This is a genomic window from Paenibacillus kribbensis (genome assembly GCF_002240415.1).
Taxonomy (GTDB): domain Bacteria; phylum Bacillota; class Bacilli; order Paenibacillales; family Paenibacillaceae; genus Paenibacillus; species Paenibacillus kribbensis.
The window spans coordinates 2,245,514-2,259,026 of record NZ_CP020028.1; the positions used below are offsets into that span (position 1 = coordinate 2,245,514).

The following is a 13,513-nucleotide window of genomic DNA, read 5'->3' on the forward strand; positions in this document are numbered from 1 at the left end:
GGAGCGTGACAGCCATTGAATTTTTACTCCAGGATCAAATTGCTCGGTCTTTTGCTTGTTTTTCTTATGTGTTCTATCGGTAACGCTACGTATGTGCATGCAGCGCTGCCTCCACAAGCTTCTTTGGATTGGTTCGGTTCTAAAAGCACGAGAACAGCTCAAGAGAGCGTGATTCCCGATTTAAAAGTATACCCGGGAGGACAGACGATTGGGGTCAAGGTAAAATCCTCAGGAGTGCTTGTCGTCGGTCACCATGTCATCCAGGAAAGTCATGATCGCAAGGTATCACCTGGAGAGACAGCAGGAATTCGTTTAGGGGACCGGATTACGCATATGAACGGCAAGCCGCTGGATAGCCTGGCGAAAGTTGCAGAGGCGGTAGACGAAGCAGGTAAGAACAAAAAGCCGCTTGACATTACGCTTTGTCGAGGAGAGCAGACCCTTACGACCAAGCTAACACCAGCCTATGATTCAGATGATAAAGCGTGGCGGCTAGGATTGTACATTAGAGACTCGGCTGCGGGTGTAGGTACATTAACGTTTTACGCTCCTGATCAGGGTGTTTACGGTGCTTTGGGACACGTAATTACCGACATGAATACTCAAACCCCTATTGTCGTGGGGAGTGGAGAGATTGTGCAGTCCAATGTGACATCAATTGCAAAAAGCCAAAGTGGGGAGCCAGGGGAAAAACGCGCTCATTTTCTCAAAGATCATCGGATATTAGGCAACATTGAACGTAATACAAACTTCGGAATTTTTGGGAAAATGTCCGATGAGCCGAAATATGGCTTATATTCAAAGCCCATTCCTGTGGCTCTTGCCAATGAAGTAAAGGAAGGACCCGCTGAAATATTGACCGTCCTCGAAGGTCAGCAGATTCAACGGTTTCAAGCAGAGATTGTACACATTTCTCAACAGGACAAACCGGCAACCAAAGGACTTGTGATCCGTATTGTAGATCCAAAGCTGCTGGAGAAAACGGGTGGAATTGTACAAGGCATGAGTGGTAGTCCAATTATTCAAAATGGCAAGCTTATCGGGGCAGTGACACATGTATTTGTAAACGATCCGAAATCTGGCTACGGTTGCTTTATCGAATGGATGCTGCGTGATGCAGGCATCATGCAAAATAATGTGAGCATGACAAACAATCTTAAGGCGAGCTAGTGGCCCTAAGATTTTTTTGTCGAAAAGCAGGGAATTAGCTCATAAAAGCAAGATAAAAATTTAATTATAATGGAAACGATAAAAAAAATAAATAAAAATAATTTTCGACAGAAGGAAATCATAATTCGATGTCGAAATCATATACTCCGACAAGAAATATTTATATACTGTAAATAGAAATCCCAACGGAATAACACTCAATAAGGAGGAAGTACATTGCAAAAAATTGAGGTATTGTTGGCTGATGACAACCGGGAATTTACGAATTTGCTTGCCGAATATATTTCCGATCAGGAGGATATGGAAGTTACAGGAATCGCCTATAACGGTGAAGAAGTGCTTCAACGCATCGCAGAATCCCGCAACATACCTGATGTACTTATTTTAGATATTATTATGCCTCATCTGGATGGTCTCGGTGTATTGGAGCGTTTGAGAGAAATGAACCTGACTCCACAGCCGAAAATCATCATGCTGACTGCATTCGGTCAAGAAAATATTACACAGAGAGCCGTACAGCTCGGGGCATCTTATTATATTTTAAAGCCGTTTGACATGGAAGTGCTTGCCAACCGTGTTCGCCAATTGGTGGGGCCACAGCTAGTCAGCAACAGTCCGGTGACCGTTTCATCCATGCGTTCCAATGTTGTGCCGATGGGTAAGACCAAAAATCTGGACGCAAGTATTACGGCCATCATTCACGAAATCGGTGTACCCGCTCATATTAAGGGCTATCAATATTTACGCGAAGCGATTACGATGGTGTACAATAATATCGAAATTTTAGGTGCGATCACCAAAACATTATATCCGGCAATCGCCGAAAAATTCAAAACGACGGCATCCCGCGTGGAACGCGCCATTCGTCATGCGATCGAGGTAGCATGGACACGTGGAAATATCGACAGCATTTCCCACCTTTTCGGCTACACCATTAACATCAGCAAATCCAAGCCAACCAACTCAGAGTTCATCGCAATGGTGGCAGATAAGCTGCGGATTGAGAATAAGGTGTCCTGAACAGGCTAAATGCATGAAGAGTAAGAAACACTGTGCCCGAAAATCGTAGCATAACCATAAAAACCAGCCCGACACTTTTGTGTTGGACTGGTTTTTTGTTTAACTACATTCTTTTAGTAAGCGGACCAACCAGCATCAGCCGTAATCACAGTTCCATTTATAAAGCTGGAATCATCTGATGCGAGGAAGAGAGCGACCTTCGCGATTTCTTCGGCCTCCCCAGCCCTAGGAGTCAGGTTTTGCCCAGCCATCGCTCTTTCCATACCAAATGCATTGGGTTCGTTAATGGAAGCTGCAATATTGGTAATTACAGCGCCGGGAGCAATAGCATTACACCGTACACCTTTATTAGCATATTGGAAGCCTACATTTTTAGTTAGGCCGACAACAGCATGTTTTGCTGCAGTATAGGCTGCTCCCGCTCGAGAGCCTTGCAACCCTCCCAGGGAAGCGATGTTAATAATGACCCCAGTGCCTTTGTCGGTAAAAATAGGAAGTGCCTTTCGAATGGCACGCATAGGTCCGGTGCTGTTGATTGCAAATATGCGTTCCCAGAGCTCATCGGTCAAATCAGCAGCCGGAACAAAATTATCCATGATCCCCGCATTGTTAACTAAAATATCCAACGTTCCATACGTGCTTACGGCGGTATCAATTAGATTTTGAATATCTGCTTCTTTGGAAACGTTCGCTATAATAGCAATAGCAGTTCCGCCAAACAATTCAATCTCTGCTACGGTTGAGTTGGCCGCATCTAAATGGATATCAGATACAACGACTTTAGCCCCTTCTTTAGCGTACAAAATGGCTATTTCCTTGCCCATCCCAGAGGCAGCTCCTGTGACTACGGCAACTTTACCTTGAAGTTTCATGATGATCCCTCCGCATGTTCAGTCATGTGCAATGTACTTTATCGAACACCTGTTTACTAAGTATCATTCCCCTCTGTTTATAGTATAATCAAAGAAATGAATGAACCACAATCAGCAAACAAGCAGCAAATTGTTGCTTTTTGAACAGTATATCTATTATGTGTATATAAAATTTAAAATAATGGTGGTGCCGCATGACTGATCCAACATTAGTTCAGGATAAACGTATTCGAAGAACGAAAAAACTATTGAGGGAATCTTTAGTGTGCCTTCTAAAAGAAAAAGATTTGAAGGATATAACCATAACGGATATCGTACAGCAGGCAGACATCAATAGAGGGACATTTTACAAGCATTATCAGTACAAGGAAGATCTTTTGGGAGAGGTTATTGATGAGGTTCTACTGGATCTAGTTGATTCCTATCGGGAACCTTACCGTCAGGTTGAAACTTTTGTAGTGGGAGACATGGTGGCTTCCACCATTAAAATCTTCGAGCATATTGCGCAGTATGCAAATTTTTATGAAATTGTGTTGAAAACAGATATGCTTCCAGGAGTCCAGACAAAGATTTGTAATGAACTTAAAAAACTTCCAATACAGGATCTTGTAAATACACAGCAGAATAATCATATAAATCAAGAACTTCAGTCTAGTTATTATGCTTATGCTATTCTGGGGATGATCATAGAGTGGGTGAATGAAGATTTCCAGCACTCCCCTCGCTATATGGCAGAACAATTGCTGGAGATTATGAAATATAATAGCCTCAACGTAGTTTATAAAATTAACCCAAATCAGATGCACTAACCTACACGAAAAAATCATTTTCCTATTGGAAACATTTCTGAAGATCTCTTAAATTTGATATAAACAAACTGTCGATTCTTGTCGATATAATATCTATTATAAAAAGAGATTGAGGAGCGAAAATATGAAATTTAACATCCGAGCGAAATTGTTATTGGGTTTTCTTGCGGTTATTGTCTTATTGATCGTCATTAGCTTAGTGTCCATCTCAAAAATGAAAAACCTGGGTGATAATTCGATGGAAATCGATAGCCGTTGGATGCCTAGTGTAACGATCCTGGGAACGCTGAACGGCGATATCTCTGATGTAGAACGGCTTTCCTTGAATATTATTGTAGAACGCGACCCGGCAGAAGTGAAGAAGGTCCTGGCGGAGTACGATAATGTTTTGAAAAAGATGGATAGCGACCGGAAAACATATGAAAAATTAATTGCCACTCCTAAAGAACGTGAAATGTACGAGGATTTCTCCAGAAAATATACAGAATATCTGGATAAGTTGCCAGAGGTGATCGCGGCAGGGAAAGCTAACGATTATGTTCAATCCAGCATTCTGCACAAAGAGTCCTATGTGCTATGGTATAGTGCGAACGACACGATCAATCAACTTATCAAGTTGAACTCGGACGGTTCAAAACAGATTACGCAAGAAGCCGTTGACAACTTTATCTCGGGTAGACAAATAGTCATCATATTGAGTATTGCTGCCGTTGTGTTGGCACTGATTATGGCAATCATCATCGCCCAGATTATTTCTAAACCCATTTTGCGAATCAGTCGTGCTGCTGAAAGCATTGCATCGGGTGATCTTACAAGTGAGGCTATCATTGTGAAGGGCAAGGATGAGATTAGTACGTTGGCCCTTTCCTTTAATACAATGGTTGAAAACCTTCGCCAACTGATTCAATCGGTTGGTAAGACTACTGAAATGGTAACCACATCGTCAGAGGAATTGACGGCCAGCGCAGAGCAAAATAGCCAAGCTTCTGCACAAATAACCGAAACGGTACAAGAAGTAGCTACCGGAACGGGCAACCAGGTGGATATGGTGACCAAGTCGTCCCAGGCTATCGAGGAAATGTCCATCGGTGTAGAACAAATTGCCATTCGTGCGCAAAATGTATTTGCATCAGCTCAGGATGCGGCTCACAAATCAGCTGAGGGTAATCAGATGATTCAGCAGGCTGTTACGCAAATGAATGCTGTGAATGACTCGATGAATAGCTTGGCAGGTCTGATGGCTGGATTGGGAGAACGTTCAGATGAAATTGGCAAAATAATTGATGTAATTACCAATATTTCGAGTCAAACCAACCTTCTTGCTCTGAACGCCGCCATTGAAGCGGCCCGCGCAGGAGAGCACGGTCGCGGATTTGCCGTAGTTGCAGGCGAAGTGCGCAAGTTGGCTGAACAATCGGCTCATTCTGCTCAACAAATTACGGAGCTTGTGGGCTTGATTCAAAAGGATACCGCACATGCGATTGAGGCGGTAGCTGCCAACGGGCAGGATGTTATGACAGGTCGGGAAGTTGTACAAAATGCAGGTGCATCCTTTGAACTGATTCAGGAAACCGTGAATAAAGTGGCAAGCGAAATTGAAGAGGTATCTGCTGGTTCGGAGCAGATGTCTGCAAGTACCGATGAGATTGTTGGTTTTGTCAAGCAAATTTCGGCAATTGCCGAGGAAGCTGCAGCCGGTACACAGCACGTGTCTGCTGCAACTCAAGAGCAATTGGCCTCGATGGAGGAAATTGCTTCATCTGCAAGAAACCTGTCTACGATGGCAGAGGATCTGCAAGGGCAAATCGGCAAATTCAAAGTATAATTTGAAGGCTATTATTACTTAGTTTCAGGGGAAAGCCGCTCTATTGTAGAGCGGCTTTTTCTGCCATATCCCCCTTTTCCTTAATATGGTGATTGTGTTCACTCAATGATATAATGATAAATAATGATGCGGGCTGGAGTGTGATCAAAAGAAAAGCAAAGGCGGGGTGAGAACATGTGGAATAGCTTAACTTGGGTGATCATCGGCGTATTGATGGTGGCGTTGGGATGGATTGTTATGACATGGCGTGGTCGCAACAGCAAAAAACAATTGAACGAACAGCGAGGCAGCAATGTCGTTGAATTTCGCTCTCGCAAGTCTGTCCGACAGCCTCGTGTTGGGAACACATCCAAGTTTAAGGTATCCTCTCCCTCTGGTTCCAGCACGACGACAGAAGCAACAGGCAGGCAGGCCCAATCCGGGTTTGGGCTGTCTGATCCTATACAGCACAGGGGTAAGCAAAAATGCTCCTTTTGTAGAAAAGAAGACAAATTAATCTTTTATGCCGACGATAACGGTTCCCTCTACGGGGCATGCAAGGAGTGCAGGATTAAGGCAGAAAGACAGGATATGTTGCCACTTTAGTCTATATAGATGTCGACAACCAAGAGTATAGTTAAAAATCCCCAGCCGTAGTTAACGGTGGGGATTTTTTGGGATTGCATTCGCTTATTTTAATGAAGCTGTCTGTCGATCAATTCCTCCAGCACATCCGCAATGTGATCTGGACCATAGGATAACTCTTCACGGCTTAAGCTCAACCAGGCGTGACGCTCGTCCATATCAAAGGCAGCCTCCAGCCAGCCGGATAATCCTCTGCCTCTACGGTCTACTTCGACAAGCACATGCACGCCTTCGGGTTCCAATTGCATGATCAGCTCCAGCTCTTCGATATCGCGTGCATATTCCGGTCCAGGCGCAAATTCAAATTCCTGCACGTACGGAACACCGCGTCCCAGCTTAGGATGACGTTCGCAGGTGGAGGAACGGAATCGGAAGCCGAGCAGGTGAACCGCCTCAAATACCGTACTCATATAAGGATGCGGCTCGATTTTAAGTGAATCACGATCAGTCGGGTCCAAAGCCATGTCGATATCTAATGCCGTTTCCAGCCACACAGGCTGCTTGGCATGAGTGACAGGGGTTTCCAGCGGAAGCTGGAAGGAAAAAGGAATTTCAAGCTCCTGTCCTTGCTTTAAATGAAAGCCGTCTGACACCTTGACCCGTGTGATACAGCAGGTGGTGATGGTTTTTTTATCATCGTGCTCTACGATATATTCTGTTTTGAGCTCGATGTCGATTTTGCCGATTTCCTGATCAATTTTACCGCCCTTGATACGCATGATGCCACTGAGCTCTTCCCCTGGCACATATACGGCTTGATCCACCAATGTATCGACCTTGGCTGATCCGATTCCTGCGCTTGCTAAGATTTTGTTGAAAAAACTCATAAGTACGCCCCCCGATAATCTCATGGTCATGTATACAAACGACAAACTAGAAGCTTGTACAGCTTAACCGAATATACGGGCTGGTCGCTCCATTCGTTCCAAAAAAATGCAGGAAAAAGTCATGGGTGATCGCGTACTAATCGCAGTTTACTTTATGAGGCGGTATAAAGCATTTGCGACAGCGCGGCTCATAGGCCTCAGAGTCGCCGATCATCACGATGGGTCCTACTGTGGATGGCTTTCCATTTACCATCCGTTGGGTAAATACCGCCTCCGAGCTGCCGCATACGGCGCAAAAAGAAGTCAGCTTTTCGATGTCATCCGCCATGGCAAGCAGACCGCCAATATAGCCGAACTCCTTGCCCCGGTAATCCAGATTCAAGCCATCCGCAATGACGTGTTTGCCACAATAAGCCAACTCCTGTATCAGAGCCATAATATGACGGCTGAAAAACTGGACTTCATCAAAGGCGACCACGTCGGCTTCCTTCGTTTCTTCTAAAATACGCTGAACCAGCTCATCTGTGAGTTTTCTTGGAATAGAAATAGCAGGCAGCCGATATCCGATACGGCTTACAATTTCGTCCGTGGCATAGCGGTTATCTTCAGCCGGTTTGTATGCAATCACCTTGCGGTGCCCGTATTGGATTAGTTTTTGACAGCGGCGAATCAATTCACCGGATTTTTCACTAAACATGGGGCCTGTAATAATCGTAATTCGTCCTGTAGGCAACGCGAATTCCCCTCTCTGTATCATGCGCATAACGCTGTGAATCATCATTTCCGAAAGAAAAAGCCATTATAGATTACCATAATGAGCAGCATGCAGACCAGAGAAAATATATTGTTTTTCGACATGTTTGTGTATATCTGTTATTGAATGTGAATGTGGTGTCATTGCTCTGTTGCCACGGGCATGATATGGTGAAGTGTAGTGGAAACAAGGGAAGAGGGGACAGGCATGAACCAAAAAGCTACGGATTATAGTGCCAGAAAAAGTACATTGCTGGAGCAAGGGCTGATAAGCCTGCAAGCACAAGAGTTGATCTCTGAACTGGAGACAGAGCTGGAACTGCTGCGCAAGCAAAATGAGTCGTATCGCAATGCGTTGCGAGCCAAATCAGCTCAAAACCCAAGGATGTCTACCAAATTGCGGGATGCGCTGTATGAATGAGCTGTGTGCATAAACGCTATATTTTGTATAGAGAAATAAAGAGAGTACAATAAGCTATATATAATCATAGTTAATGGAGGAGAAGCATGACTATACATTGTGATGTCGCTATTTTAGGTGGAGGAACCGGGGGATATGTGGCGGCGATTCGCGCAGCCCAGCTCGGCAAGGAAGTCGTTATTATCGAACAGGACAAACTTGGCGGAACCTGTCTGCATCGTGGCTGTATTCCGAGCAAGGCTTTGCTGCGCAGCGCGGAAGTATATGCAACCATTAAGGAAAGTGCGCAATATGGCATCGAGACGTCGGGTGCGCAGCTTGTGTTCCCTAAAGTACAGGAGCGTAAGGAAGCCGTGGTAGAGCAGCTGCATCAGGGGGTTCAATTTTTGATGCGCAAAAATAAAATCACGGTACTGAGCGGCAAGGGACGCGTGATTGGACCGTCGATTTTTTCACCAAAAAGCGGTGCAGTAGCTGTGGAGCTGGAAGATGGTGAGATGGAGACGGTCGTTCCTGCCCATCTCATGATTGCGACCGGATCACGCCCGCGTGTGCTGCCGGGATTGGAGCCGGATGGCGAATTTATTTTAAGCAGTGACGAAGCGCTGATGCTGGAAGAATTACCTGCGTCGCTAATCATCGTAGGTGGAGGTGTCATTGGTGTGGAATGGGCTTCCATGCTAAATGATTTTGGCGTGGAGGTTACCGTAGTTGAGGCAGCCCATCGCCTTATTCCAACCGAGGATGAGGATATTTCGCGTGAAATGCAGCGCTTGTTAACCAAGCGTGGGGTTAAGGTGCTGACGGGCTCGCAGGTGCTGGCCGAAACATACGGCAAGGATGGGGAAGGCATACAGATTGACGTGCAAAAAGGGGATGAAACCGAAACCCTCAGCGCCTCCAAGCTGCTCATTTCAGTGGGACGTCAGGCGAATGTGGAAAATATCGGACTGGAAAATACGGATATTCGGGTAGAGCGTGGCTTTATTTCGGTTAATGAGCATTTACAGACGAATGAACCGCATATCTATGCAATCGGGGATTGCATCGGGGGCTTACAGCTGGCGCATGCGGCGAGTCATGAAGGTTTGCAGGCGGTTCACCACCTGGCGGGCGAAGATTTTCACAGCGTACCGAATCATCTGATTCCGCGTTGCATTTATACACGTCCTGAGGCAGCGAGTGTCGGCTTGACGGAGCAAGAGGCACGTGAGCGGGGACATCAGGTGAAAACAGGAAAGTTCCCTTTTCAAGCTATTGGAAAATCGCTCGTATACGGTAGTCGGGACGGATTCGTCAAAGTTGTTGCCGACAAGGAAACGAATGATATTCTCGGTGTACATATGATCGGTACGCATGTGACGGACCTTATAAGCGAGGCGGCCCTTGCACAATTACTGGATGCTACGCCTTGGGAAGTCGGACAGCTTATTCACCCGCATCCGACGTTGTCGGAGATTTTGGGAGAAGCGATGCTGGCGGTTGATGGACGGGCAATCGGCATATAAACCATTCAAATAAATCGGTGCTTTTCTTTTTGGGGAGAAAAGGATTATAATGGGGTTAGTCAGAGTTTAGTACCAGGTTTTAAGACAAGATGGTACTAGGTGCTGGTAGTAGGACGTTTTGATACTTAAGGAGGTGCCTCGATGAGTTCAAAAGGCGCTGTAGACGCTGGTTTCAGACATGAACAGCTGGGACTTACCCACGGACAAGTAATTGACATGTACAGATATATGCTGCTTGCAAGGAAATTTGACGAGCGCAATATGCTCCTGCAGCGGGCAGGAAAAATTAATTTTCACGTTTCCGGCATTGGTCAGGAAGCGGCCCAAGTAGGGGCAGCTTTTGGTCTGGATCGGGAAAAGGATTATTTTCTTCCGTATTACCGGGATTACGGATTCGTGCTTGCTGTGGGGATGACACCACGCGAGCTGATGCTGTCAGCATTTGCCAAGGCAGATGATCCGAATAGCGGCGGTCGTCAGATGCCGGGTCACTTTGGCAGTAAACGGCTGCGGATTGTGACAGGCTCCAGTCCAGTGACGACACAGGTTCCGCATGCAGTGGGTGTAGCGCTGGCTGCCAAAATGCAGAAAAAGGATTTTGTATCGTTTGTTACATTTGGGGAAGGCTCCAGCAATCAGGGGGATTTTCACGAGGGTTGTAACTTTGCAGGCGTACAGAAGCTACCGGTCATCATTATGTGTGAGAACAATCAATATGCAATATCAGTACCGATTCATAAACAGCTGGCGGGCAAGGTGAGCGATCGTGCTTTGGGCTACGGGTTCCCTGGAATTCGGGTCGATGGCAATGATGCGCTGGCCGTATATGCGGCTGTGAAGGAAGCACGTGAACGCGCTGTGCGTGGTGATGGTCCGACGTTGATCGAAGCGATGATGTACCGTCTGTCTCCTCACTCTACCTCGGATAATGATCTGGCTTACCGGACCAAGGAAGAAGTGGATGAGAACTGGGCCAAGGACGGCGTAGCCCGCATGAAAAATTACTTGATCGAATGCGGCATTTGGGATGAGGCCAAGGACGCTGATTTGTCGGCTGAGCTGCTGCTCGAAGTCAAGGAAGCGATTGAATATGCAGATCTTGCTCCTTTTCCGAAGCCTGAAGATACGCTGCTGCATGTGTATGCCGACAGCGATGGGGAGGGCCGATAATTATGGCGATTATGGAATATATTGACGCGATTCGCCTGGCCATGAAAGAAGAAATGGAGCAGGATGAAACGGTTTTTGTACTAGGCGAGGATGTCGGTGTGAAGGGTGGCGTCTTTACGACGACCAAGGGTCTTATGGAGCAATTCGGCGAGCAGCGTGTCATGGATACGCCATTGGCAGAGTCGGCAATTGCCGGGGTTGCGATTGGTGCAGCCATGTACGGAATGAAGCCGATTGCCGAAATGCAATACTCGGACTTCATGCTTCCGGCGACGAACCAAATTATTAGTGAAGCGGCTAAAATCCGCTATCGCTCTAACAACGACTGGAATTGTCCTGTTGTCATCCGCGCGCCAATCGGTGGGGGTATTTTTGGCGGCTTGTATCACTCGCAGTGTCCGGAGTCGATCTTTTTTGGTACGCCGGGTCTGAAAATTGTAGCTCCTTTTACGCCTTATGATGCCAAAGGATTGCTAAAGGCCGCCATTCGTGACCCTGATCCGGTGCTGTTTTTTGAAAACAAAAAATCCTACAAGCTGATTAAGGGTGAAGTGCCTGAGGATGATTATATCGTACCGATTGGCAAGGCCAATCTATTGCGTGAAGGTGACGATATTACGGTTATTGGCTACAGCCAGCCGCTGCATTTTGTGATGCAGGCTGCGGAGGAACTGGAGAAGGAAGAGGGCATTACCGCACACGTTGTGGATTTGCGTACACTCCAGCCGCTGGATCGTCAGGCCATTATTGAGGCTGCACGCCATACCGGCAAGGTACTTATCGTGCATGAGGACAACAAAACGGGCGGCATCGGCGCTGAGGTATCGGCCATTATTAATGAGGAATGTTTATTCGAGCTGGATGCCCCGATTGAGCGGCTGTGCGCTCCTGATGTCCCCGCCATGCCGATCAGTCCACCCATGGAGAAATTTTATATGTTGAACAAGGACAAAGTGAAGGAAGCCATGCGTCGTCTTGCCATGTTTTAGAATGGAGCAGATTGGACGAAAGCATTCCAAAAGTGTAGCGAGGGCAGCGGTAAAACGCGCCCTCCTATGATGTTAAGGAGCTGAAAAAATGTCAGACCAAACACAATGGAACGACGTGACCATGCCTCAATTGGCAGAATCGCTCGTATCGGCGACTATTGCCAAATGGCTGAAACAACCTGGCGACACGGTGGAGCAGTTTGAACCGATTTGCGAGGTCATTACAGATAAAGTAAACGCGGAAATCCCATCCACATTGGACGGAATTATGGGTGATCTGTTAGCAGAAGAAGGTCAGACGGTAGCAGTAGGTGAGTTGATTTGCCGTATTCAGACCAAGTCGGCTGCACCTGCGGTATCAGCAACTTCTGCTGCACCAGCAGCCCCTAGCAATACACAAGCTCAGCAGGGAACTGCTTCTGATCAGTCGATGCGGGGACGTTTTTCCCCGGCGGTACAAACGTTGGCTGCTGAGCACAATGTGGACTTAAGTCGAGTACCGGGTACGGGCATGGGGGGACGAATTACCCGCAAGGATGTCCTGAATTATGTGCAGCAGGGCGGCTCTGCTCAGGCTGTAGTACCAGAACAGCCAAGCAGAACGGCGCAGGGACAAGGCTCGCCTTTTACTGGAATACAGCCTTCTGCCGCTCAGCAGAGTACACCGATTCAAAATATGGACCCTGCTATTCCGGTACGCAACAGCGGTATTCATTTAACGGAGGCTCCAAAGGTTCCTATGATTGAGGTTGAGGGTGACAGCCATAACAGATCAGAATATTTTATTGATGTCACACCTATTCGGAGTGCGATTGCCCGTAATATGCGGCAAAGCGTTTCAGAAATTCCACATGCCTGGACGATGATAGAGGTGGATGTGACCAATCTGGTGATGCTCCGCAACAAGGTCAAAAACGAGTTCAAGCAAAAAGAAGGGATCAACATTACGTACCTTGCTTTCCTCATGAAAGCAGTCGTGAATGCGATCAAGGAATATCCGATCATGAACTCGGTGTGGGCAGTGGATAAAATTATCATCAAAAGAGATATCAATATTTCGCTGGCTGTGGGTACGGAGGATTCAGTCCTCACCCCTGTCATCAAAAAAGCGGATCAGAAAAATATTGCTGGACTGGCTCGTGAAATCGAGGATCTGGCTCGTAAAACACGGGAGGGAACGCTCAAACTGGATGATATGCAGGGCGGAACGTTCACCGTTAACAACACCGGCTCCTTTGGTTCAATTCTGTCTTATCCGGTGATCAACTATCCGCAAGCAGCAATCCTCACCTTTGAATCCATCGTCAAAAGACCGGTGGTCATTGATGATATGATTGCGGTTCGCTCGATGGCTAATCTGTGCTTGTCGCTGGATCATCGCATTCTGGACGGTGTCATTTGCGGACGATTCCTGCAACGGGTCAAAGAAAACCTGGAAGGCTACACCTTGGATACGAAGCTGTACTAATTTTCCGAACAGCTGGGTCATCCGAACATTTGGGTAAATGGACGGGGAGGAAGTGAC

At 46.7% G+C, this 13,513-nt stretch carries 13 protein-coding genes; 10 read left to right on the top strand and 3 right to left on the bottom strand.

Going from position 1 to position 13,513, the window contains the following annotated elements; genetic code table 11:
• The first annotated feature begins 15 nt into the window (after positions 1-15).
• Positions 16-1,170 (top strand): SpoIVB peptidase, encoded by a 1,155-nt coding sequence (gene spoIVB, locus B4V02_RS10080; protein ID WP_094154670.1) that lies wholly within the window; start codon positions 16-18, stop codon positions 1,168-1,170.
• A 216-nt stretch (positions 1,171-1,386) separates the two neighbouring features.
• Positions 1,387-2,190: a sporulation transcription factor Spo0A gene (gene spo0A / locus B4V02_RS10085; protein WP_094154671.1), complete on the top strand. Its 804-nt coding sequence runs from the start codon at positions 1,387-1,389 to the stop codon at positions 2,188-2,190.
• Positions 2,191-2,303: 113 nt separating this feature from the next.
• Here spo0A and B4V02_RS10090 read toward each other — a convergent pair whose 3' ends face one another.
• Positions 2,304-3,062, bottom strand: coding sequence for an SDR family oxidoreductase (locus B4V02_RS10090; RefSeq protein WP_094154672.1), 759 nt, complete (start codon positions 3,060-3,062; stop codon positions 2,304-2,306).
• Between the two features lie 194 nt (positions 3,063-3,256).
• On the opposite strand from B4V02_RS10090, the gene B4V02_RS10095 reads away from it, so the two are divergent.
• From B4V02_RS10095 to B4V02_RS10105, 3 genes are all read left to right on the top strand, one after another.
• A complete protein-coding gene (locus B4V02_RS10095) occupies positions 3,257-3,871 on the top strand; it encodes a TetR/AcrR family transcriptional regulator (RefSeq protein ID WP_167383752.1) in 615 nt (204 codons plus the stop codon).
• 124 nt (positions 3,872-3,995) lie between these two features.
• Positions 3,996-5,696 (top strand): methyl-accepting chemotaxis protein, encoded by a 1,701-nt coding sequence (locus B4V02_RS10100; protein WP_094154673.1) that lies wholly within the window; start codon positions 3,996-3,998, stop codon positions 5,694-5,696.
• Positions 5,697-5,870: 174 nt separating this feature from the next.
• A complete protein-coding gene (locus tag B4V02_RS10105) occupies positions 5,871-6,281 on the top strand; it encodes a hypothetical protein (RefSeq protein ID WP_094154674.1) in 411 nt (136 codons plus the stop codon).
• Between the two features lie 89 nt (positions 6,282-6,370).
• On the opposite strand, the gene B4V02_RS10110 is transcribed toward B4V02_RS10105, so the two are convergent.
• Both B4V02_RS10110 and B4V02_RS10115 read right to left on the bottom strand, forming a co-directional pair.
• Positions 6,371-7,147 (bottom strand): sporulation protein, encoded by a 777-nt coding sequence (locus tag B4V02_RS10110; protein WP_094154675.1) that lies wholly within the window; start codon positions 7,145-7,147, stop codon positions 6,371-6,373.
• Positions 7,148-7,283: 136 nt separating this feature from the next.
• Positions 7,284-7,880, bottom strand: a complete 597-nt coding sequence (locus tag B4V02_RS10115; RefSeq protein ID WP_007430906.1) for a thymidine kinase — start codon at positions 7,878-7,880, stop codon at positions 7,284-7,286.
• Between the two features lie 228 nt (positions 7,881-8,108).
• Here B4V02_RS10115 and B4V02_RS10120 point away from each other — a divergent pair, with 228 nt between their 5' ends.
• The 5 genes from B4V02_RS10120 to B4V02_RS10140 all read left to right on the top strand — a co-directional run bounded on the left by B4V02_RS10120 (position 8,109) and on the right by B4V02_RS10140 (position 13,456).
• Positions 8,109-8,321, top strand: coding sequence for a hypothetical protein (locus tag B4V02_RS10120; RefSeq protein ID WP_208618714.1), 213 nt, complete (start codon positions 8,109-8,111; stop codon positions 8,319-8,321).
• A gap of 86 nt (positions 8,322-8,407) precedes the next feature.
• A complete protein-coding gene (lpdA, locus tag B4V02_RS10125) occupies positions 8,408-9,829 on the top strand; it encodes a dihydrolipoyl dehydrogenase (protein ID WP_094154677.1) in 1,422 nt (473 codons plus the stop codon).
• 141 nt (positions 9,830-9,970) lie between these two features.
• A complete protein-coding gene (locus B4V02_RS10130; protein WP_094154678.1) occupies positions 9,971-10,999 on the top strand; it encodes a thiamine pyrophosphate-dependent dehydrogenase E1 component subunit alpha in 1,029 nt (342 codons plus the stop codon).
• A gap of 2 nt (positions 11,000-11,001) precedes the next feature.
• Positions 11,002-11,988, top strand: a complete 987-nt coding sequence (locus B4V02_RS10135) for an alpha-ketoacid dehydrogenase subunit beta (RefSeq protein ID WP_007430902.1) — start codon at positions 11,002-11,004, stop codon at positions 11,986-11,988.
• Positions 11,989-12,076: 88 nt separating this feature from the next.
• Positions 12,077-13,456, top strand: a complete 1,380-nt coding sequence (locus tag B4V02_RS10140; RefSeq protein WP_094154679.1) for a dihydrolipoamide acetyltransferase family protein — start codon at positions 12,077-12,079, stop codon at positions 13,454-13,456.
• The last annotated feature ends 57 nt before the right edge of the window (positions 13,457-13,513 follow it).